We start from the raw sequence: 19,962 nt of genomic DNA on the forward strand, positions 1-19,962 counted from the left end.
GGTTCGAGTCTGGCGCGTCGGTCGCGACGGTGCCCGCCGCGACGCACGTCAGCGCCGACGCGGGTCGAGTGCGGCGCGCAGCGTGTCGCCGAGCGCGATGACGGCGAGCACGGTCACGGCGAGGAACGCCGCCGGCGCGATGAGCATGTGCGGGGCCCGGAGGAACTGCGACGTCGCCGCGGACAGCTGCAGCCCCCACGAGATCGCCGGACGCTCCAGCCCGATGCCGAGGTAGGTCAGCGACGACTCGGACACGATGACCCCACCGACGGTGATGGTGGCGAGCACGAGCAGCGGCGAGATCGACGACGGCAGCACGTACCGGGTGGTGATCCGCCACGTCGACAACCCCATCGTCCGGGCGGCGAGCACGAACTCGGCGCCCCGGACGCTGCGGACGCTCGACCGCACGAGCCGGGCCATCGTCGGCCACCCGAACAGGGCGAGCACGAGCGACACGGTGAGCACCGACCGCTCCCCCACGCTGTTCAGCACGACGACGGCGCCGAGCAGGAACGGGAACCCGAGGAACACGTCGGTGAGCCGGGCGAGGACGGCGTCCACCCATCCGCCGACCATGCCCGCGACGGTCCCGACGACGACCGCGACCATGCCGGCGAGCAGGGTCGTGAGCACCGCGACGGCGATCGACGACCGGGTGCCCCAGATGACGTTCGCGTACACGTCGCAGCCCTGCAGGTCGAAGCCGAACGGGTGCCCGGCGGTCGCTGACGCCCCGCTCCGGCCGAGGTCGCACACCCGGGGGTCGCCGTGGCCGAACAGCCCGGCGAACAGCTGCGGGAACGCCGCGATGAGCAGGACCACCACGAGCACCGACGCGGGCACCCAGAACCCCGGCGTCCGTGCGGCGGCGAGCAGTGGCCGACGCCGGACCCCGACGACGGGGTCGACGGTGGCGCCGAGGGCTTCGGTGGTCATCGGGAGGCTCCTGTCCGGACGCGCGGGTCGAGGGCGGCGTGCAGCAGGTCGACGAGCACGCTCGTGACGAGGAACACCAGGATGAGGGCGGTCGAGATGCCGACGACGACGGCACCCTCGTGCGAGCGGATGCCCTGGAACAGCAGGTTCCCGACGCCCGGCAGGTTGAAGATGCCCTCGATGATGACGGTGCCGCCCATCAGGTACCCGAGGTCGGTCGCCAGGTAGGTGGCGGTCGGGATGAGCGAGTTCCGCAGGACGTGCACGCCGACGATCCGGCCCGGCGCGAGCCCCTTGGCGCGGGCCGTCCGCACGTAGTCGGCGTCGAGTGTCTCGATCATCGACGTCCGGGTGAGCCGGGACACCGCGGCCAGGCCGAACAGGGCGATCACGAACGCCGGCAGGACGTACGCGGTCGGCCACCCGGCGCTGACGCCCGCGACCGGGAACCAGTGGAGCCGCACCGAGAACACCAGCTGCAGGGCCACGCCGAGCACGAACACGGGGACGGCTCCGACGACGATGGTGCCGACGAGCACCGTCTTGTCGAGCACGGTGCCGCGCCTGAGCGCCGAGACCACGCCGAGCCCGATGCCGAGGACGATCTCGAGCGCCCAGGCGCTGAGCGCCAGCGTGATCGTCACGGGCCATCGCGAGGCCATCTGCTCGCCGACGGACTGCCCGTTGAAGTCGGTGCCGAAGTCACCCCGGAACAGGCCGCCCAGGTACTGCACGTACTGCAGCCACAGCGGCTGGTCCAGGTGGTACTCCGCCCGCAGCGCCCGCACGACCGAGTCGGTGAGGGGGCGCTCGCCGCCGAGCGCCTTGATCGGGTCACCGGGCAGCGCGAACGTCATCGCGTAGATGAGGAAGGTCACCCCGAGGAACACGATGACCAGGCCGCCGAGTCGGCGACCGACGGCGAGCGTCGGACGCATCACGCGCCTCCCGTCTGTCCCGTGGTGATCAGGGGCGGACGGGAGGCGTGGGTCGGGTCCGCCACGTGCGCCGCGCAGGCGAGGATCGCCCCGTACTGCACGCCCACGAGCTTCCCCACCGGGATCGGCTGCGCACCCGTCGACGCGTCCGCCTGCCAGCGCGCGTAGCGCTCGGCCAGGCGGTCGCGGAGCCGCCGGAGCGGCGCGGACGCCGTGCCGGCGGTCGTCTCCGCCTCGACGGCGCGCAGGAGCATGCCGCCGTAGCGCAGGCGGAAGCAGCGGACGAGGTCCTCGCATCCGAAGCGCTCCGCGACGGTGGCCGTCCGGTCGGCCGGTTCCCGTTCGGCACGGCGGCGGTCGGTGTCCGCGATCCCGGCGAGCATCGGGACGAACGCACGGGAGGCCTCGACGAACGGGGACGGGATCGTGAGCATCGGCGATGCCTCGTCGAGGAACGCCTGCAGCTCCGCACCCGAGGCGCCGAGCTCGTCCGCGCACCGGCGCAGCAGGTCGGCGTACGGCTCGCCGGTCGGGGTCTGGTCGTCGGCGTCGGGGTGGCTCCAGTACGGCAGCTCGGCCACCATGCAGAGGGCGCCGTGCCGCATCGCCCACGCCGCGCTCGATCCGCCGTGGATGTGCTCGCCGGGGTCGACGCCGAGTTCCTCGAGGTAGGCGTACGCCGTCTCGATGCCGTCCATCGCGAACACGGCCGGGGCGAGCTCCCGCAGGTACGGGGACTCCGGCTCCCCGGTGTCGAGCGGCAGCCCGAGTGCGGCCGGCACCGCGTGCAGGGTCTCGACGACGTCGGGCAGGTCCTCGGACAGGTAGTAGTAGACCCCGCCCATCTCACCGTTGTGCAGGCTCACGAGCAGGTCCGGCTCGGTGTCGTCGATGAGCCGCATGAACGCGAGCGTCTCGGGCAGCACCTGGTCGAAGTACACCGACTTGTAGCTGTTCGGGAACGTCCACTCGACCTGGCTGTCCGGAGCGGGCCGGTAGAAGTGCCGCGAGCAGAACACGCGGTCGTGCGGGTCGTGGAACCACGCCTCGTTGAGCCGCATGCCGTCCGGGTCGATCGTCGGGACGATGTGCCAGGTGACGTCGAGCGCCTGCACCCGCTCGTCACCGAGGGCCGTCTCGGCGAGGTGCAGTGCCGTCCACGAACCGATCGGCTCGTTCGGGTGCACCCCGCCGACCACGACGGCCGCGTGCGACCCGGTGCCGATGCGGTAACTGTGCAGGGGTTCGCCGAGGCGGCTCGTGCCGATCCGGGTGACCGTGACCCGGTCGGGGTGCGCCGCGGCGAGCGCGGCGAACCGGGCGTGCAGGTCGTCGACGAGCGGGAAGCCGTCGCGGTCGGGGACGTCGCGGACCAGGTCGAGGACGGTGTGCTGCTCCATGCCCCGCCCTACTTCACGGCGATCTGCGCGATCACGGGGCTGCCCGCCACCGCCGGCAGCTTCGCGATCTTGTCGCTCGTGACGTACGAGTACTTGTCGAAGAAGGTCGGGACGATCGGGAAGTCCTTCAGGACGGCCTGCTGCGTCTTCGTGTAGTACCCGTTCGCCTCGTCCTGCGAGCCGGCGGAGTCGGCCTTCTCGAGCAGCGAGTCGACGTCGTCGGACTGGTAGTAGCCGGTGCACGGGGAGCAGCCGCCGGCCGTGGTGAACAGCGCACGGAGCGTGTTCTGCTGGCTGATGTACAGCGCGCCCCAGTGGCCGAAGTGCGGGCCGGCGACGGTCTTGTCGGTGAGCTCCGAGTAGTAGGACGCCCAGTCGGTGGTGGCCTTCGCCTCGGCGTCGACGCCCAGGTTCTGCCGGATCTGGTTGGCGTACGCCTCGTACAGGGAGTCGAGGCCGGTGCCGCCCGGGTAGACGAGCGTCATGGTGCCGTCGAAGCCGCCGGCACTGGCGAGGAGCTTCTTCGCCGCTGCCGGGTCGAACTCGCAGGCGTCGCCGCAGATGCCCTCTTCGGTGCCGGACATCGACGGTGGGGTCAGCGCGGTGGCCGGGTCGTACAGGCCGCCGTAGATCGCGTCGTTGACCTCGTCACGGTCGATCGACATCGAGATCGCGCGGCGCACGTCGGGGTCGGAGTACCGGTCGTCCCACAGCGGGAATCCGAGGTAGTCGATGCCGGGGGCGTCGAAGGAGTGCAGGCGGTCGCCGAAGTCGGCCTTCGCGCTCGTCATCTTGTCGGTCGGCAGGAACAGCACGTCGGCGTTGCCGGCCAGGACGTCGGTGTACGCGGTGTTCATGTCGGAGTAGCTGCGGAAGGTCACCTCGTCGGTGGCGGGCTTCGTGCCCTCGTAGTCCTTCCAGGCCGTGACGGTGAACTCCTGGTCCGCCTTCCACGCCTTCGTCATCTCGTACGGGCCGTTGCCGATCGGCTTCTTGTCGTACGCCTTCAGGTCGTCGTACGCGGCCTCGGGCATCGGGTAGAACGCCGTCTGGGCCTGGCTGAGCTGCAGGGGGAACTGGCTGTCCGCGTGGGTGAGCGTGACCGTGAAGGTGTCCTTGCCGGTGACCTTCAGCCCCGACATCTCCTTGGTCTTCGGGGTGCCCTTCGCCGGGTTGAGGTCGGTGTACCCGACGATCCCGGCGAGCTGACCGCTGTTCTCCCACGCGTTCGGGCCGTAGGCGACGTGGTTCCAGGCCTTCACGTAGCTCTCCGGCGTGACGGCCTCGCCGTTCTGGAACGTCCAGCCGTCCCGCAGCGTGATCGTCCACGTGGTGGCGTCGTCGCTCTCGACGCTCTTCGCCGCGACGTATTGCAGATCACCGTCGGCGTCGGTCTGGGTGAGCGGCGCGAACACGCTCATCACCTGGTCGAAGGCTACGGTCTGCCGGCCCGGGGTCAGGTGATCGGGCTCGCCGGTCGCGTAGACCAGGCTCGAGGGAGCGTCGTCGTCAGCCGCGCCGCCCGCCGAACAGCCGGTCGCCACCAGTGCCAAGGTTGCCGCCGCGGCCAGCGCGGCGATCGTCCTGCGTCGCATGATCTCTCCTCGATCGGGTGCGGCCGGATCCCTGCCCGGTCGTCGTGGTGGGAAAGCTAGGACGGTTCGAATCCCGACCACAAGACTTCTTTCAATGCGCTCTGAGAGTTTTACCGCGCAGAAACACTGACGAAACGACACCCGTCGCGCGACCGGGCCCGTTGTGCCACGCTCGGAACATGCGCCACACACCGCACTTCCTGATGACCGACGTCGACGAGGTCCGACGCCTCATCACCGGGAACCCGTGGGCGACGATCGTGTCGCACACCGCGGCCGGGCTGGTGGCGTCGCACTACCCGGTGCTGCTCGAGACCCCCGGCCCCGACGACGACCCGGACGCCCTCGTGCTGGTGTCCCACGTCGGCCGCCCCGACGAGGTCGCGCACGAACTCGGACGGCACGAGGTCCTCGTCGTGTTCCAGGGCCCGCACGGCTACGTCTCCCCCGCCTGGTACCCGCCGGAGCAGTTCGTGCCCACCTGGAACCACGTCACCGCCCACGTCTGGGGCACCCCCGAGATCCTGTCCGACGACGAGAACTTCCGGGTGCTCGGCGAACTCGTCGACCACTTCGAGCGGGTCATGCCCTCGCCCGTGTCGTTGCAGATCGACGAGGAGACCGCTCGCCGGATGGCCAAGGGCACCGTCGGCATCCGGATCCGCGTCACCCGGTTCGACGCCCGCGCCAAGCTGTCGCAGAACAAGGCTCCCGAGGTGATCGACCGCATCGTCGCCGGGCTGCGGGGCGACGGCCCCTACGCGTCGCCGGCGCTCGCCGACGAGGTCGAGCGGGTCCGGCCCGTCCCGTCCCCGGCGAACGGCCTGGAGGCGTCGTGACGGACGTCCTGCTCCGCACCGTCCGGCGGGTGGGCACCTCCGGGGCCCCTGCCGACGTCCGCGTCGTCGACGGTCGCGTCACCGAGATCGCACCGACCGGCACCCTCGACCCCAGGAGCGTCGACACCGACGTCGTCGAGGCCGCCGGCGCCTGGCTCGGCCCGGGGCTCCGCGACCACCACACGCACTTCGACCAGTGGGCACTCGTCCGCCGCCGTGTCGACGTCACCGGCTGCGACTCCGCCGAGACGACCGCCGACCTGCTCGCCGCCGTCGCGCGGGCGGGCGTGGCGGACCGCGTCCTGGTCGGACACGGCTACCGCGACGGGATGTGGCCGCGCCCTGCGCGACGCGAGCTGCTCGACCAGGCTGCCCCGGGCCTCCCGGTCGTCGTGATCAGCGCGGACCTGCACGCGGTGTGGTGCAACGCGCTCGCGCTCGCGCACTTCTCGGCTGCTGTCGGCCGCCCGCTCGAGGCGGGTGAGGACGGGGTCCTGCGCGAGCAGGACGCGTTCGACGTGACCGGAGCGCTGTCGCAGGTGCCGGACGACCTGCTCGACGCCTACGTGGCGGACGCTGCCGAGGCTGCGGCAGCCCGCGGGGTGACGGGCGTGGTCGACCTCGAGATGCGCTTCGGGCTCGACCGCTGGCGCCGCCGGATCCACGCAGGCACCGACGCGATCCGGGTCGCGTCCGGGGTGTACCCGGCCGAGCTCGACGAGGCCATCGCCCGGGGACTGCGCACCGGCGACGTGGTCGACGGCACGCGGGGCCTGCTCACGATGGGGCCGTTCAAGGTGGTCACGGACGGGTCGCTCGGCACCCGGACCGCCGCCATGACCGACGGCTCCGGTGTGCTCGCCTGGCCGTTCGAGGAGCTCGTCGCGATCACCCGCCGTGCCGTCGACGCCGGACTCGTCCCCGCGATCCACGCGATCGGCGACCGTGCGAACACCCTGGCGCTCGACGTCTTCGAGTCCGTCGGGGCCCGCGGCACGATCGAGCACGCGCAGTTGCTCGTCGACACCGACGTCGACCGGTTCGCCCGGCTCGGGGTCGCCGCGTCCGTGCAGCCCGAACACGCCATGGACGACCGGGACATCGCCGACCGGCACTGGGCCGGGCACACCGACCGGGCGTTCGCCTTCGCCTCGCTCGCCCGGGCCGGCGCGCACCTGCTGCTCGGCTCGGACGCCCCGGTGGCGCCGCTCGACCCGTGGGTGTCGATGGCGGCGGCCGTCGGGCGGGACCGCGACGGGCGGGACCCGTGGCACCCCGCCGAACGGCTCTCGGCACTCGTCGCGTGGCAGGGGTCGACCGACGGGCGCGTCGGGGTGTCCGTCGGCGACGTGGCGGACCTGGTGCTCGTCGAGACCGACCCGCTGGCCGCGTCCTCGTCCGCCGCACTGCGCGGCATGCGGGTGCTCGGGACGGCCGTCGCCGGGCGGTTCACGTACCGGGAGGTGTGAGCGGGCGGGTGCGCCTGTGCCCCGTGAGCTACTTCTGGTCCTTCGGGCACCAGTAGAGCTTCCGACCGGCCATGTCGGCCATCCGGATCTCGGTGCCGCACACCCGGCACGGCTCGCCCTGGCGGTGGTACACCCAGTGGCGGTCCTTACGGGAGCGCAGGGCCTTCTTGTGGTCGGCCTCGGACAGGTCGTCCATCGTCATCATCAGGCCGTCGCGGACGCCGTCGTGCAACAGCTTCGACCAGTCGGCCCAGAGCGCCTTGGCCTGCTTGACGGTGATCTTCTTGCCGGGCTTGTACGGGTCGATGCGCTGCCGGAACAGCAGCTCGGCGCGGTAGATGTTGCCGATGCCGGCCACGACGGACTGGTCCATGAGCAGCTGCCCGATCGCGACGTTCCGACGGCGGACGTTGTCGACGAAGGTCTTCTCCGCCTCGGGCCCGTCGTCGTTCATCGGGTCGGGGCCGAGCTTGTCGAGCGCGCGCTGCACCTCGGCCGGGGTCTCCACGACGCACGCGGTCGGGCCACGCAGGTCGGCGACGGTGTCCTCGGTGAGGATCCGCACCCGGACCTGGCCCACCGGGTCCGGCGGGAAGGACTCGATCGGGTCCTCCGCCTTCTCCTGCTCGGCCATCCGGTAGCGGGCGAGCCGCGGGGCGCCGATCGAGCTGAGCGACTCTTCGCGGTCGTCGTCGTCGGACAGCGCCTCGGCGGTGGAGATCACGCCCGCGAAGTCCCACGCCCCGTACAGCCCGAGGTGGACGCGGAGGAACAGGTCGTCCTCGAACTCCAGGAACATCTGCTTCGCCACCGCACGCGCGGCGATCATGCGCTTGCCGTCGAGCTGCGCGGCCCCGGCGGCGAAGCGACCCTGGGGGCTCGACACCTCGCAGCGCTTGCCGACGAAGTGCCGGGTGAACTGGTTGGCGATGCGGTGGACGGAGTGACCCTCGGGCATGACTACCGTTCTACCCGGTACCCCTGACGGGTCGGACTACGCGTCGATCTGGCGGCCGGCGATCAGCCCGGTGGTCTCGTACTCGGCCAGCTGGGCGATGCGGCGGGCGTGGCGCTCTTCGCCCGAGAACGGCTCGGCGATGAACAGGTCGACGAACCGGATCGCTTCGTCCTCGGTGTGCTGGCGGGCACCGATGGAGATGACGTTGGCGTCGTTGTGCTGCCGGGCGAGCAGGGCGGTCGACTCGTTCCAGACGAGCGCGGCGCGGATGCCCTCGACCTTGTTGGCGGCGATCTGCTCACCGTTGCCGGAACCGCCGAAGACGACGCCGAGGGCCTGGACTCCGGCGCGCTGGTCCTGCACCACGGCGTGCGCGGCGTTGATGCAGAACGAGGGGTAGTCGTCGAGCGCGTCGTACTCGGTCGGACCGTGGTCCACCACCTCGTGCCCGGCTTCGGTCAGGTGGGTTGCGAGGGTCTTGTTGAACTCGAGGCCGGCGTGGTCCGTTCCGAGGTGGATGCGCATGGAACCGATCATATTCCTGCGGCTCCGGGGCCCGGACCACCACGGACTACGGTGCGCGGACCACCACGACGAGGTACCGGGTGGGGTCCTCGCCCGGGTTGCGGTAGACGACGTCGGCGGGGTCGCCGAGCTCGATCCGGTCCCCCGCCGCCAGGCGCGTCGGCTCGCCGCCGACGACGACCTCGAGCACGCCGTCGACGACCCAGATGCAGTGCCGCAGGAACGCGTAGGCGGACGCCGGGTAGGCCACCTCGCGGCCGGCCGGGAGGCGCACCTCGGTGACGTCAGCGGGGAACGCCGCGCTCGAGACCGGACGGCGGCGGTACCCGGTGTCGGGATCGGTCCAGGAATCGGCGGTCGCGCCGCGCTGGACCCCGCGCGCCTCGTCGGGGTCCGTCACCCTGGGCACCTCGTGCTCCAGGGCATCGTCGAGGAGCTGCGAGATCGTCAGACCGAAGGCACCCGACAAGCGACCGAGGATCGTCGCGGTGGGGCTGGAGACCCCGCGTTCGACCCGGTTGATCATCGCGCGGGAGACGCCGGACTCCTCGGCGAGCTCGGTGAGGCTCCACTTCCGCTCGGTGCGGAGTCGCTGGAGGCGTTCACCGAGCGCCCGCTGCTCGGCGACCGAGGTGTCGTCGGCGCCGGTTGCGGGATCGGCGTATGCGTCGTCTACGATGTGAGACATGACGACAGCATATGCGACGAACGGGGTCGTGATCCGCGACTGCTCCCCGACCGACCTCGACGTCGTGCACGCCCTGCACGTCGATGCGGTGCTGCACTCCACCGCCATCTGGCAGGACACCCCGCACCCGCGTGCGTACTTCGACGGGTGGCTCGCCGAGCGGCAGGGCGGCGGGTACCCGGTGGTCGTGGCCGAGGTCGACGGCGCCGTGGCCGGGTACGCCACGTACTCCCAGTGGCGGCAACCGGACGGGTACCGGCTGACCGTCGAGCACAGCGTCTACGTGGTCGAGGCGTTCCGCGGCCGGGGCATCGCGACGACCCTGATGGCCGAGTTGGTCGCGCGGGCCACCGCCGACGGCCGGCACGTCATGATGGCCGGGATCTGCAGCACCAACACGGGGTCGATCGCCCTGCACGAACGCCTGGGGTTCACCACGGTCGCGGTCGTGCCCGAGGTCGGACGCAAGTTCGACCGCTGGCTCGACCTGACGCTCATGCGCCTGCCGCTCGTCTGACGCGACGGGCGGGGCGGGCGCACCACGGGCCTCCCGGCCGCCCGTCGACGAACCGAACCTGGTTCCGGACACGGAACCACGCGATCCCGCGGTGCTGTGTCCGGAACCTGGTTCCGGAGCGTCAGTCGGTGGTGTCGAAGATCGGGCCGACCGTGCGCGAGCGCTTGAGTTCGAAGAACCCGGGGTACTTCGCGACGGCGACGACGCCGTCCCACAGGTCGAGCGCCTCCTGGCCCTTGGGCGCCGGGGAGATGACCGGTCCGAAGAACGCGGCGCCCTCGACGGCGATGACCGGCGTGCCGACGTCCTGTCCGACGCGGTCGATGCCGTCCTGGTGGCTGGCGCGCACGGCGGCGTCGACCTCGTCCGTCCAGGCGTACTCGAGCAGGTCGGCGTCGAGGCCGAGCTCCGCGAGCACGGCGGGGACGACCTGGTCCGGGTCGGACTCCTGGCGGTGGTGGATGTGCTCGCCGAGGGCGTCGTAGAGCGGCTTCACGATGTCCTGCCCGAGCCGGAGCCGCGCCGCCGTGACGATGCGCGGGTAGACCTGACCGGCGTGCAGGCGCTCCTTGTAGCTCTCCGGCACGTCCTGGTCCTCGTTGAGGACGAACAGGCTCATCACGTTCCAGGTCACGTCGAGGTCGCGGTGCTCGGCGACCTCACCCACCCAGCGGCTCGTCATCCAGGCCCAGGGGCAGTTCGGGTCAAACCAGAACTCCACGGCGGTGCGCGCGGTGGTGGGGTCGGTCGGGTTGTCCACAGTCGTCTCGGTCACGATCCGAGCGTACGCGGCGTCGCTAGGCTGGAACCCATCGTCCCGCCGGCGCACGACGCCGTCCGGGGCCCCGTACGCGGACACCGATCGTCCGCGTCCCCAGCGAAGATGGAGCGTTGCGTGCCCGGAGAGAACCTCACCCGAATCGAAGCCCAGGAGCGCGCGGCCGTCGTCGCCGTGCAGACGTACGACGTCGAGCTCGACCTGACCCGCGGCGCCGACAGCTTCGGCAGCACCACGCGGGTGCGCTTCACCGCCACCGCCGGCGCATCGACCTTCATCGACGCCATCACGAAGACCGTGCACGCGATCACGCTGAACGGCACCGCGCTCGACGTCGCCGCGGTGAACGACGGCGTGCGCATCCAGCTCGACGACCTGCAGGAGCAGAACGAGCTCGTGGTCGTCAGCGACGCGCTGTACACGAACACCGGTGAAGGCCTGCACCGCTTCGTCGACCCGGTGGACGACGAGGTGTACCTGTACTCCCAGTTCGAGGTCCCGGACTCCCGCCGCATGTTCGCGGTGTTCGAGCAGCCCGACCTGAAGGCCGAGTTCTCCTTCACCGTGACGGCGCCGTCGCGGTGGCAGGTCGTCTCGAACTCCCCCACGCCGGAGCCGCACGTCGACGGCGACGTCGCGACCTGGGCCTTCCCGCCCACCGCGCGCATCTCGAGCTACATCACCGCGCTCGTCGCCGGCCCGTACGAGGTCGTGCGCGACGAGCTGACCAGCCGCGACGGCCGGACGATCCCGCTCGGCGTCTTCGCGCGCAAGTCGCTCGCCTCGTACCTCGACCCCGAGTACGTGTTCGACATCACGAAGAAGGGCTTCGCGTACTTCGAGGAGAAGTTCGACGTCGCCTACCCCTTCGACAAGTACGACCAGCTGTTCGTACCGGAGTTCAACGCTGGTGCGATGGAGAACGCCGGCGCGGTCACCTTCACCGAGACCTACGTGTTCCGGTCGAAGGTCACCGACGCCATCAAGGAGCGCCGGGTCGTCACGATCCTGCACGAGCTCGCCCACATGTGGTTCGGCGACCTGGTCACCATGAAGTGGTGGAACGACCTGTGGCTCAACGAGTCCTTCGCCGAGTGGGCCTCCACGATCGCCACGGCCGAGGCCACCGAGTGGACCGAGGCCTGGACCACGTTCCAGGCCATGGAGAAGTCCTGGGCCTACCGCCAGGACCAGCTCCCCTCGACGCACCCGATCGTCGCGACGATCAACGACCTCGAGGACGTCCAGGTCAACTTCGACGGCATCACCTACGCGAAGGGCGGCTCGGTCCTCAAGCAGCTCGTCGCCTGGGTCGGCATCGACGCGTTCTTCGCCGGTGTCTCCGCGTACTTCAAGAAGCACCACCACTCGAACACCGAGCTCCGCGACCTGCTCGTCGAGCTCGAGGCGACGAGCGGCCGTGAGCTGACCGAGTGGTCGAAGCTCTGGCTCGAGACCGCGGGCGTGAACACCCTGCGTCCCGAGATCGAGACCGACGAGTCCGGCGTCATCACGTCGTTCACCGTCCTGCAGGAAGCCCCCGCCGACTACCCGACGCTGCGCCCGCACCGTCTGGCGATCGGCGTGTACGCCTTCCGGAACGACGAGTCCGCGCCGTTCGGCGCCGACACGGCCTCCGCCGGCGGCAAGCTCGAGCGGGTCCACCGCGTCGAGATCGACGTCGACGGTGCCCGCACCGAGGTGCCCGAGCTCGTCGGCGTCCAGCGCGGCGACCTCGTGCTGCTGAACGACGACGACCTGGCCTACGCCAAGATCCGTCTCGACGAGCACTCCCGGCGCACCGCGATCGAGCACCTCGCGTCGATCGCGAACCCGCTCGCCCGCTCGATCGTCTGGGGTTCCGTGTGGGACGCCACGCGCGACGCCGAGTCCCCGGCCAGCGACTACGTCCGCCTGGTGCTGGGCAACATCGCGACCGAGACCGAGTCGACGACCATCCGCACGACGCTCTCGCAGCTGCTGCTCACCGCACGCAACTACGTGGCACCGGGCTCGGTCGAGGCCACGGTCCGCACCGTCGGCGACACGCTCTGGCAGCTCGCGTCCTCGGCTGAGGCCGGCTCGGACGCGCAGTTCCAGTTCGTGAAGTTCTTCGCGCAGGTCCCGTCCACGCCCGAGCACGTCGCGACCCTGCAGGGCCTCCGCGACGGATCGGTCACGCTGCAGGGCCTCGAGATCGACACCGACCTGCGCTGGGAGCTGCTCGAGGGCCTCGTGCTCGCGGGTGCTGCGGACAACGCCGAGATCGACGCCGAGCTCGCCGCGGACAGGACCGCGTCGGGCGAGCAGGCTGCTGCCCGCGCCCGGGCGACGATCCCCACGGCCGAGGGCAAGCTGGCGGCGTTCTCGTCACTGGTCGACTCGTCCGAGCTGCCGAACGCCATCGTGCGCCAGACCACGGTCGGATTCCAGCACGTGAACAGCCCGGTGCTGCTCGAGGGGCTCGTGCCGAAGTACTTCGAGGTCCTCACGCGCATCTGGGCCGAGCGCAGCTACCACATGGCGGACACCATCGTCTCGGGCCTCTACCCGGCGCCGCTCGCGTCGGCCGAGCTCCGTGACGCCGCCGCCGCGTGGCTCGAGGAGCACCCGGAGACGCCGGCGCTGCGCCGCATCGTGTCCGAGAGCCTCGCGGGCACCGAGCGCGCACTCCGGGTCCAGGCCGCCGACGCCTGACCCCTGCTCTGATCCGGCGGGGTCTTGGTGTTCCTCCAGGGATGCCGAGGCCCCGCCGCTTAGCATCGACCGGATATGAACTTGGCTGCAACGACCGAAGACACGTCCAAACTGGTCTCGAACGCGTTCACGGACTTCGTCGACACCTGGCAGGCACCGATCACGATCGTCATCACGATCATCGCCGCGATCATCCTCCGGCTGATCCTGCGCCGGATGATCAAGCAGGTCGTCGACCGGATCGTGAACGGCGTCAAGAAGCGCCAGGGAGCCGCTGACACCCAGGCCCTCATCGCGTCGCCCGTGCAGACCGCTCGGGTCGTCCAGCGCACCCGGACGCTCGGCAGCGTCCTCGAGAACCTCGCCACCGTCGTCGTGGTCGCGATCGCACTCGTCATCATCGCCACTGCTGTGTGGAAGGGCGCCGCGGTCGGCATCGTCGGTGGTGCGTCCCTCGTCGCAGCCGGCCTCGCCGTCGGCGCCCAGTCCATCGTGAAGGACCTGCTGTCCGGCATCTTCATGATCCTCGAGGACCAGGCCGGCGTCGGAGACGTCGTCGACACCGGTCAGGCCACCGGCGTCGTCGAGAACGTCGGGCTGCGCGTCATGCAGATCCGCGACGTGAACGGCATCCTGTGGTTCGTGCCGAACGGCCAGATCCTGCGCGTCGGCAACCTGTCGCAGGGCTGGTCGCGCGTGCTCGTCGACATCACCGTGCCCTACGACACCGACATCGACGCCGTGCAGGACGCCCTGCTCAAGGCGGCCGTCACGATGTCCCAGGAGTCGCGCTGGCGGCAGCGGATCGTCGAGAAGCCCGAGATCTGGGGCCTGCAGTCGATCACCGACGCCGGCATGGTCTTCCGCCTCGTCGTGAAGACCCGCGCGTCCGAGCTCGACGTCGTCGGCCGGGAGCTCCGCACCCGCCTGAAGCACGCCGTCGACGACCTCGGCATCACCCTGCCCGCGATGGCGATGATCATGCCCGAGGGCTGGGAGAACGCCACCTCGATCAACGGCCTGCGCACCGTCCGCACCCAGCCGACGCCGGCCCCCACGAAGCCCCGGCGCCCCAAGCGCAACATCCTCGGGCAGCCGATCCGCACCGACGACCCCGACAGCGGGAAGGACGCCCGATGACCGACCCCACACCCCCGAGCGGCACGGGCGGGCCCGCAGCACGCGGCTCGCTCGGCATGCCCGGCGCCCCCGGCATGCCCGGCTCGGTCGGCGTCCCGGCGCAGCCGATCACCCTGCGCGTCGGGGAGCACGGCGCCTCGGCCACCGGGTCGCTGTACGAGCGGATCGGTGGCGCTCCGACCTTCGACCGGCTCGTCCGGCGCTTCTACGAGGGCGTGCAGCAGGACGAGGTCATCTGGCCGATGTACCCGGCCGACGACCTCGAGGGTGCGATCTGGCGCCTCTCCGCCTTCCTGCAGCAGTACTGGGGTGGCCCGGGCACCTACAGCGAACAGCGCGGCCACCCCCGCCTGCGGATGCGGCACAACCCCTTCCGCATCACGTCCGAGGCCCGGGAACGATGGCTCCACCACATGCACGAGGCGGTCGAGTCGCTCGAGCTCGCACCCCTCGACGAAGCCGAACTCTGGGGCTACCTCGACCGCGCTGCCCACGCGATGACGAACACCTTCGACTGACGCGCGCGGCACACGCCGTCGTGTCGTCGAGACGCCGCCGAATCCGGCGGCGTCTCAACGCTCCCGAGGCGTCTTCCGCTGACGCCGGCGTGCAGTGATCGTCGCGAGCGGCGGACGGGAGGCCCGTGGCGGCGCCGCCACGGGCCTCCCGTCCGACTGTCCGCACGTTCTCGTGTTCGCGGGACGCCGGCGTCTTCAGGCAGCGCGTCTCAGCGCGGTCAGCGCACGTATGAGCCGGAGGCGAGGTCCTCGACCAGGGACGGCCGCGACGGCCGCCAGCCGAAGGCCGACCGGGCGTGTGCGCCGGACGCCTCCTGGTGCAGCAGCAGTGCGTCGGCGTAGTCCCGCCCGAGCCGTTCGCGGGTCGCGTCCACGCTCTCGGCGACGACCGGTGCACCGTGGGCCCCGGCCTCGGCGATCTGCCGGACGGTCGGGTTGTCGCCGGTCGCGGCGACGATGTACCCGTCGGGCTCGCCGCGGTGCAGCGCGAGGACGTAGAGCTCGCCGAGGTCGTCGACGTGCACCGTCGTCCAGCGCTGCGAGCCGTCGCCCACCAGCCGCACCGGCTGCTCGCCGTCGCTGACGAACATCGCCGGGATGCCGGCGCCGCGCCCGTACACGATGCCGGGGGCGACGATGGTGCTCCGCACGTCGCTCACCCCGAGCAGTGCCTCGTTCGGTCCGCGCCAGGCGGTCAAGGGCGGCGGGTCGATCGGCGACTGCTCGGAGATGTCCGTCGAGTCACCGAAGGTGAAGATGCCGCCGGTGTGCACGAACGGCTTCGGTGTGCCGGCCAGGGCACCGATCGCGGTGCGGATGAAGTCCGGGTCGACGTCCGGAGCCGATGCCGTGTGGACGACGCCCTCGCTCTCGTGCAGCAGGCGTTCGACGACGTCGGTGTCGGTGACGTCGCCGACCAGGGCCCGGCCACCGGCGTCACGGACGTGCTGGGCCTTCTCGTCGGACCGGACGAGCGCGGTGACCTCGTCGCCGTGGGCCACGAGGGAGCGGAGGACTGAGGAGCCGATGTACCCGGACGCACCGGTGAGGAAGACGTGCATGCGGCCAGCCAACCACGGCACCCGGGCGGCGTGGTCGGCGTCCTCGTCGACCGCGGCGTCGCGGTCGTCGTCGTCGTCGTTAGGAGCTCAGGGTCCAGGCGCGGCGCTTGACGAGCACGTGGCCGCGCGAGGTCGTGAGTCGGCTCCACGGACCCGTCTCGAACAGGCGGACCGGGTCGTGCCCGAGGAACCCGAGGCTCTCGCCCGCGAAGCCCGCACCGGCGGGCAGGTGCTCGACGCCGGGAACCGGTCGGCCCCAGACCTCGGCGCGGATTCGCCGGACGATTGCCTCGCCCGCGTTGGACGGCACGGCGTCGGCGACCTCGGCGATGCCGTCGCGTGTGGCGCGGCGGAGGAGTTCCGGTGAGACGTCCGGCAGCGGGACCCAGCCACCGCGGGGCGGGGAGATGGCCGCCCACGTCACGGTGTGCACCTCGTGCGGCAGCTCGACCTCGATCGGGGTGGCCCGCGTCGGGTCGGCGCCCTCGGCGTGTTCGGCGTCCTGCGCCTCGGCCAGCAGGCGGAGGCGTTCGAGGAGCGACTGCAGCGGGACCACGGTGTCGATCGACGCGGGTTCGGTGAGCGAGAACGTGCGGAGGCCGAGCACCGTCGGCAGTTCGTCGAGCAGCCCGAGCGGGTAGAGGATCGCCGTGTAGACGGCCAGGACGCCGGAGTCGGCGATGAGCCGGACCGAGCCGTCCTCGATCCGAGCGGCACGTCCGAGGTACGTGCGGAGGTCACCGAGCGAGGCGGCGTCGGGAAGCGTGAACGAGTTGCCCATGTCGTCCCCGATCCTACCGGCCATCGGCGCCGCGCAGCCTGGGCGCGACGACCTGCGACGGCGGCGGGCGGGCGTTCGTAGACTGCACAGCGTGAACGGCGAACCCGACTTCCTGCGGACCCTGCGACTCGAGGACACCGGCGCGAGCACGGGCGAGACGATCCTGACCGGTGCCAGCCACTGGTCCCCTGGCGGACGGGTGTTCGGCGGGCAGGTGCTGGCGCAGTGCATCGTCGCCGCGCAGCGCACGATCGAGGGACGCGACGTCCACTCGATGCACGGCTACTTCCTGCGGCCCGGCGACATCGACGTGCCGATCACCTTCGGCGTCGAGCGAATCCACGACGGCCGGTCGTTCGCGGCCCGTCGCGTGCAGGCGTACCAGCGCGGTGTCCCGATCTTCTCGATGATCGCATCGTTCCAGGTGCCGGACACCGGCATCGAGCACCAGGACCCGTACCCGGTGGACACCCCGGACCCGGAGTCCCTGCCGTCGGCCGCGTCGATCCTGTCCGCGATCGACCACCCGGTCGCACGTGCCTGGGCCGCGCGGTCCATCGACCTGCGACACGTCGAGGGGCCGGTGTTCGTCGACGTGCAGGGCGAGCACGTGCCGCACCAGGCGGTCTGGTTCCGGGTGCAGGGCGACCTGCCGGACGACCCGGCGCTCCACCGTGCGGTGCTCGGGTACGCGAGCGACCTGTCGATCCTCGAGCCGATCATGCGGCGGCACGGCGTCGCCTGGGGCACCCCGGGGGTCAAGAGCGCGAGCCTCGACCACGCCATGTGGTGGCACCGCGACGGTCGCGCCGACGAGTGGATCCTGTACACGCAGGAGTCCCCGAGCGCACAGGGCGGACGGGGACTCGCGTTCGGCCGGATGTTCTCCCGCAACGGTCAGCTGCTGGCCACCGTCGCCCAGGAGGGCATGATGCGGGTGCCTACGGCCGGCTGAACTGCACGGGTTCCTCGAGGTAGCGCTCGCACGCGGCACGCTCGGGGTCGGTCAGTCGACGCGGACGGTTCGTCGCCGCGTCGACCATCACGAGTGCCGTCGTCGCCCGGGTGTACAGGACGGCGGGGTGCTGCCCCACCGGCGACCAGACCTCGTACGAGACGTCGATGCTCGCGCCCCCGAGCCGCCCGATCCACATCTGGATGTCGAGCGGTTGGCGGAGGTACGGGATCGACGCCAGGTACTCCAGTCGCTGGCCGGCGATCACCGTCATGGTGCCGGAACCCGGCCGGCCGTCGATGATCGGCTCGGGCAGGTCGCCGTCGGGGTCTTCACCGGGATCGGCACCCCAGAACCCCACGATGCGCGCCTCCTCCAGGAGGCGCAGCATCGCGGAGTTGTTGACGTGACCGTAGGCGTCGATGTCGCTCCACCGCATGCGGATGGGAGCGTGCAGTCTCGCCACGAGGATCAGTCGCGGGTGAGCTTGCGGTACGTCGCGCGACCGGGCTTCGCGGCATCGGCACCGAGGCGCTCGATCTTGTTCTCCTCGTAGGCCTCGAAGTTGCCCTCGAACCAGTACCAGTTCGGCGTGCCGTCCTCGTTGAGACCCTCCCACGCCAGGATGTGCGTGGCGATGCGGTCGAGGAACCACCGGTCGTGGGTGATGACCACGGCGCAACCGGGGTACTCGAGCAGGGCGTTCTCGAGGCTGCCGAGCGTCTCGACGTCCAGGTCGTTGGTCGGCTCGTCGAGGAGCAGCAGGTTGCCGCCCTGCTTGAGCGTCAGCGCCAGGTTCAGACGGTTGCGCTCACCACCGGAAAGGATGCCGGCGCGCTTCTGCTGGTCCGGGCCCTTGAAGCCGAACTGCGACACGTAGGCGCGGGACGGGATCTCGGTCTTGCCGACCTGGATGTAGTCGAGTCCGTCGGACACGACCTCCCACAGGTTCTTGTTCGGGTCGATACCGCCGCGGGTCTGGTCGACGTAGGAGATCTGGACGGTGTCGCCGATCTTCAGCGTGCCGCCGTCGAGGGGCTCGAGACCGACGATCGTCTTGAAGAGCGTGGTCTTGCCGACACCGTTCGGGCCGATGACGCCGACGATGCCGTTGCGGGGCAGCGTGAACGACAGGTCGCCGATGATGACGCGCTCACCGAACTGCTTGCGCAGGTGCTCGGCGTCGATGACCTGCGAACCCAGACGCGGGCCGACCGGGATCACGATCTCCTCGAAGTCGAGCTTGCGGGTGCGCTCGGCCTCGGTGACCATCTCCTCGTAGCGGGCGAGACGGGCCTTCGACTTCGCCTGACGGCCCTTGGTGTTGCTCCGGACCCAGTCGAGCTCGGACGACAGGCGCTTCGCGAGCTTGGCGTCCTTCTTGCCCTGGACCTCGAGGCGAGCGCGCTTCTTCTCGAGGTAGGTCGAGTAGTTGCCCTCGTACGGGTACAGGCGGCCGCGGTCGACCTCGGCGATCCACTGGGCGACGTGGTCCAGGAAGTACCGGTCGTGGGTCACGGCGAGGACGGCACCGTGGTACTGCTGCAGGTGCTGCTCGAGCCAGAGCACGCTCTCGGCGTCGAGGTGGTTGGTGGGCTCGTCGAGGAGGAGCAGGTCGGGCTTCTGGAGCAGCAGCTTGCAGAGCGCGACGCGGCGCTTCTCACCACCGGACAGGTGGGTGACGAGTTCGTCCCCCGGGGGGCACTGCAGCGCGGCCATGGCCTGCTCGAGCTGGGAGTCGAGGTCCCACGCGTCGGCGGCGTCGATGTCCTCCTGCAGGGTGCCCATCTCGGCCAGGAGCGCGTCGAAGTCGGCGTCCGGCTCGGCCATGAGCGCCGAGATCTCGTTGAAGCGTGCGAGCTTGCCGTGGATCTCGCCCACGCCTTCCTGCACGTTCTCGAGCACGGTCTTGCTCTCGTCGAGCTCCGGCTCCTGCATGAGGATGCCGACGCTGAAGCCCGGCGTGAGCTTCGCCTCGCCGTTGGACGGCTGGTCGAGACCCGCCATGATCTTCAGGATCGTCGACTTGCCCGCGCCGTTCGGTCCGACGACGCCGATCTTGGCACCGGGGAGGAACGACATCGTGACGTCGTCGAGGATCAGCTTGTCGCCGACCGCCTTGCGGGCGCGGACCATCTGGTAGATGTACTCAGCCATATCGGCC

19 protein-coding genes are annotated in these 19,962 nt (G+C 70.8%); 7 read left to right on the forward strand and 12 right to left on the reverse strand.

Translation table 11 applies throughout. The annotated features are described in order from the left end of the window. Positions 1-48 precede the first annotated feature (48 nt). Genes DEJ03_RS12790 through DEJ03_RS12805 form a run of 4 tightly spaced genes read right to left on the reverse strand, consistent with a single transcriptional unit; the run spans position 49 to position 4,872 of the window. The gene (locus tag DEJ03_RS12790) at positions 49-939 is read right to left on the reverse strand and encodes an ABC transporter permease (protein WP_110864890.1); all 891 of its coding nucleotides are present in this window, start codon (positions 937-939) and stop codon (positions 49-51) included. Further along, a complete protein-coding gene (locus DEJ03_RS12795) occupies positions 936-1,877 on the reverse strand; it encodes an ABC transporter permease (protein ID WP_110864891.1) in 942 nt (313 codons plus the stop codon). The genes DEJ03_RS12790 and DEJ03_RS12795 overlap by 4 nt, the downstream gene beginning before the upstream one ends. Then, complete coding sequence (locus DEJ03_RS12800; RefSeq protein WP_110864892.1) at positions 1,877-3,277, reverse strand: M14 family zinc carboxypeptidase; 1,401 nt, start codon at positions 3,275-3,277, stop codon at positions 1,877-1,879. Before DEJ03_RS12800 ends, DEJ03_RS12795 begins: the two co-directional genes overlap by 1 nt. An 8-nt stretch (positions 3,278-3,285) precedes the next feature. Then, the gene (locus DEJ03_RS12805) at positions 3,286-4,872 is read right to left on the reverse strand and encodes an ABC transporter substrate-binding protein (RefSeq protein WP_258370817.1); all 1,587 of its coding nucleotides are present in this window, start codon (positions 4,870-4,872) and stop codon (positions 3,286-3,288) included. Between the two features lie 179 nt (positions 4,873-5,051). Here DEJ03_RS12805 and DEJ03_RS12810 point away from each other — a divergent pair, with 179 nt between their 5' ends. Continuing rightward, on the forward strand, positions 5,052-5,711 hold the full coding sequence (locus tag DEJ03_RS12810) for an FMN-binding negative transcriptional regulator (RefSeq protein WP_110864894.1): 660 nt from the start codon (positions 5,052-5,054) through the stop codon (positions 5,709-5,711). Continuing rightward, on the forward strand, positions 5,708-7,180 hold the full coding sequence (locus DEJ03_RS12815) for an amidohydrolase (RefSeq protein ID WP_181422711.1): 1,473 nt from the start codon (positions 5,708-5,710) through the stop codon (positions 7,178-7,180). Before DEJ03_RS12810 ends, DEJ03_RS12815 begins: the two co-directional genes overlap by 4 nt. 28 nt (positions 7,181-7,208) lie before the next feature. Here the strand turns inward: DEJ03_RS12815 and DEJ03_RS12820 are convergent, their stop codons facing one another. From DEJ03_RS12820 to DEJ03_RS12830, 3 genes are read right to left on the reverse strand one after another with little or no spacing between them, the layout of a single operon-like run. Continuing rightward, entirely contained in the window at positions 7,209-8,138 is a 930-nt protein-coding gene (locus DEJ03_RS12820) for an Fpg/Nei family DNA glycosylase (RefSeq protein ID WP_110864895.1), read from the reverse strand. Between the two features lie 36 nt (positions 8,139-8,174). Beyond that, entirely contained in the window at positions 8,175-8,663 is a 489-nt protein-coding gene (locus DEJ03_RS12825; protein ID WP_027464669.1) for a ribose-5-phosphate isomerase, read from the reverse strand. Between the two features lie 46 nt (positions 8,664-8,709). Then, positions 8,710-9,351: a helix-turn-helix domain-containing protein gene (locus DEJ03_RS12830; protein ID WP_110864896.1), complete on the reverse strand. Its 642-nt coding sequence runs from the start codon at positions 9,349-9,351 to the stop codon at positions 8,710-8,712. Between DEJ03_RS12830 and DEJ03_RS12835 the strand changes: the two genes are divergently transcribed. After that, positions 9,350-9,868, forward strand: a complete 519-nt coding sequence (locus DEJ03_RS12835; protein WP_110864897.1) for a GNAT family N-acetyltransferase — start codon at positions 9,350-9,352, stop codon at positions 9,866-9,868. The genes DEJ03_RS12830 and DEJ03_RS12835 overlap by 2 nt on opposite strands. Positions 9,869-9,989: 121 nt before the next feature. Here DEJ03_RS12835 and DEJ03_RS12840 read toward each other — a convergent pair whose 3' ends face one another. Then, entirely contained in the window at positions 9,990-10,550 is a 561-nt protein-coding gene (locus DEJ03_RS12840) for a disulfide bond formation protein DsbA (RefSeq protein WP_258370818.1), read from the reverse strand. Positions 10,551-10,763: 213 nt separating this feature from the next. Here DEJ03_RS12840 and pepN point away from each other — a divergent pair, with 213 nt between their 5' ends. From pepN to DEJ03_RS12855, 3 genes are all read left to right on the forward strand, one after another. After that, complete coding sequence (gene pepN / locus DEJ03_RS12845) at positions 10,764-13,343, forward strand: aminopeptidase N (RefSeq protein ID WP_110864898.1); 2,580 nt, start codon at positions 10,764-10,766, stop codon at positions 13,341-13,343. 75 nt (positions 13,344-13,418) lie between these two features. Then, complete coding sequence (locus tag DEJ03_RS12850; RefSeq protein ID WP_110864899.1) at positions 13,419-14,483, forward strand: mechanosensitive ion channel family protein; 1,065 nt, start codon at positions 13,419-13,421, stop codon at positions 14,481-14,483. A gap of 56 nt (positions 14,484-14,539) precedes the next feature. Further along, the gene (locus DEJ03_RS12855) at positions 14,540-15,001 is read left to right on the forward strand and encodes a globin (protein ID WP_241660472.1); all 462 of its coding nucleotides are present in this window, start codon (positions 14,540-14,542) and stop codon (positions 14,999-15,001) included. Positions 15,002-15,219: 218 nt separating this feature from the next. Here DEJ03_RS12855 and DEJ03_RS12860 read toward each other — a convergent pair whose 3' ends face one another. Continuing rightward, a complete protein-coding gene (locus DEJ03_RS12860) occupies positions 15,220-16,062 on the reverse strand; it encodes an NAD-dependent epimerase/dehydratase family protein (RefSeq protein ID WP_110864900.1) in 843 nt (280 codons plus the stop codon). Between the two features lie 79 nt (positions 16,063-16,141). Next, entirely contained in the window at positions 16,142-16,843 is a 702-nt protein-coding gene (locus tag DEJ03_RS12865; protein ID WP_071405518.1) for a hypothetical protein, read from the reverse strand. A gap of 91 nt (positions 16,844-16,934) precedes the next feature. Here DEJ03_RS12865 and DEJ03_RS12870 point away from each other — a divergent pair, with 91 nt between their 5' ends. After that, positions 16,935-17,798, forward strand: coding sequence for an acyl-CoA thioesterase II (locus tag DEJ03_RS12870; protein ID WP_110864901.1), 864 nt, complete (start codon positions 16,935-16,937; stop codon positions 17,796-17,798). Here the strand turns inward: DEJ03_RS12870 and DEJ03_RS12875 are convergent. Beyond that, on the reverse strand, positions 17,785-18,237 hold the full coding sequence (locus DEJ03_RS12875) for a thioesterase family protein (RefSeq protein WP_110864902.1): 453 nt from the start codon (positions 18,235-18,237) through the stop codon (positions 17,785-17,787). The two genes, DEJ03_RS12870 and DEJ03_RS12875, sit on opposite strands and share 14 nt — an antisense overlap. A gap of 32 nt (positions 18,238-18,269) precedes the next feature. Then, on the reverse strand, positions 18,270-19,955 hold the full coding sequence (ettA, locus tag DEJ03_RS12880; RefSeq protein WP_071405516.1) for an energy-dependent translational throttle protein EttA: 1,686 nt from the start codon (positions 19,953-19,955) through the stop codon (positions 18,270-18,272). Positions 19,956-19,962: the final 7 nt, after the last annotated feature.

Source organism: Curtobacterium sp. MCLR17_043, from assembly GCF_003224215.1.
GTDB lineage: Bacteria > Actinomycetota > Actinomycetes > Actinomycetales > Microbacteriaceae > Curtobacterium > Curtobacterium flaccumfaciens.

What these genes read in the sequence shown, in the direction of transcription:
- DEJ03_RS12790 (WP_110864890.1), bottom strand. Translation starts at nt 939, where the DNA reads ATGACCACCGAAGCCCTCGGCGCCACCGTCGACCCCGTCGTCGGGGTC.
- DEJ03_RS12795 (WP_110864891.1), bottom strand. Translation starts at nt 1,877, where the DNA reads ATGCGTCCGACGCTCGCCGTCGGTCGCCGACTCGGCGGCCTGGTCATC.
- DEJ03_RS12800 (WP_110864892.1), bottom strand. Translation starts at nt 3,277, where the DNA reads ATGGAGCAGCACACCGTCCTCGACCTGGTCCGCGACGTCCCCGACCGC.
- DEJ03_RS12805 (WP_258370817.1), bottom strand. Translation starts at nt 4,872, where the DNA reads ATGCGACGCAGGACGATCGCCGCGCTGGCCGCGGCGGCAACCTTGGCA.
- DEJ03_RS12810 (WP_110864894.1), top strand. Translation starts at nt 5,052, where the DNA reads ATGCGCCACACACCGCACTTCCTGATGACCGACGTCGACGAGGTCCGA.
- DEJ03_RS12820 (WP_110864895.1), bottom strand. Translation starts at nt 8,138, where the DNA reads ATGCCCGAGGGTCACTCCGTCCACCGCATCGCCAACCAGTTCACCCGG.
- DEJ03_RS12825 (WP_027464669.1), bottom strand. Translation starts at nt 8,663, where the DNA reads ATGCGCATCCACCTCGGAACGGACCACGCCGGCCTCGAGTTCAACAAG.
- DEJ03_RS12835 (WP_110864897.1), top strand. Translation starts at nt 9,350, where the DNA reads ATGACGACAGCATATGCGACGAACGGGGTCGTGATCCGCGACTGCTCC.
- DEJ03_RS12830 (WP_110864896.1), bottom strand. Translation starts at nt 9,351, where the DNA reads ATGTCTCACATCGTAGACGACGCATACGCCGATCCCGCAACCGGCGCC.
- DEJ03_RS12840 (WP_258370818.1), bottom strand. Translation starts at nt 10,550, where the DNA reads ATGACGAGCCGCTGGGTGGGTGAGGTCGCCGAGCACCGCGACCTCGAC.
- DEJ03_RS12850 (WP_110864899.1), top strand. Translation starts at nt 13,419, where the DNA reads ATGAACTTGGCTGCAACGACCGAAGACACGTCCAAACTGGTCTCGAAC.
- DEJ03_RS12855 (WP_241660472.1), top strand. Translation starts at nt 14,540, where the DNA reads ATGCCCGGCGCCCCCGGCATGCCCGGCTCGGTCGGCGTCCCGGCGCAG.
- DEJ03_RS12860 (WP_110864900.1), bottom strand. Translation starts at nt 16,062, where the DNA reads ATGCACGTCTTCCTCACCGGTGCGTCCGGGTACATCGGCTCCTCAGTC.
- DEJ03_RS12865 (WP_071405518.1), bottom strand. Translation starts at nt 16,843, where the DNA reads ATGGGCAACTCGTTCACGCTTCCCGACGCCGCCTCGCTCGGTGACCTC.
- DEJ03_RS12875 (WP_110864902.1), bottom strand. Translation starts at nt 18,237, where the DNA reads ATGCGGTGGAGCGACATCGACGCCTACGGTCACGTCAACAACTCCGCG.
- ettA (WP_071405516.1), bottom strand. Translation starts at nt 19,955, where the DNA reads ATGGCTGAGTACATCTACCAGATGGTCCGCGCCCGCAAGGCGGTCGGC.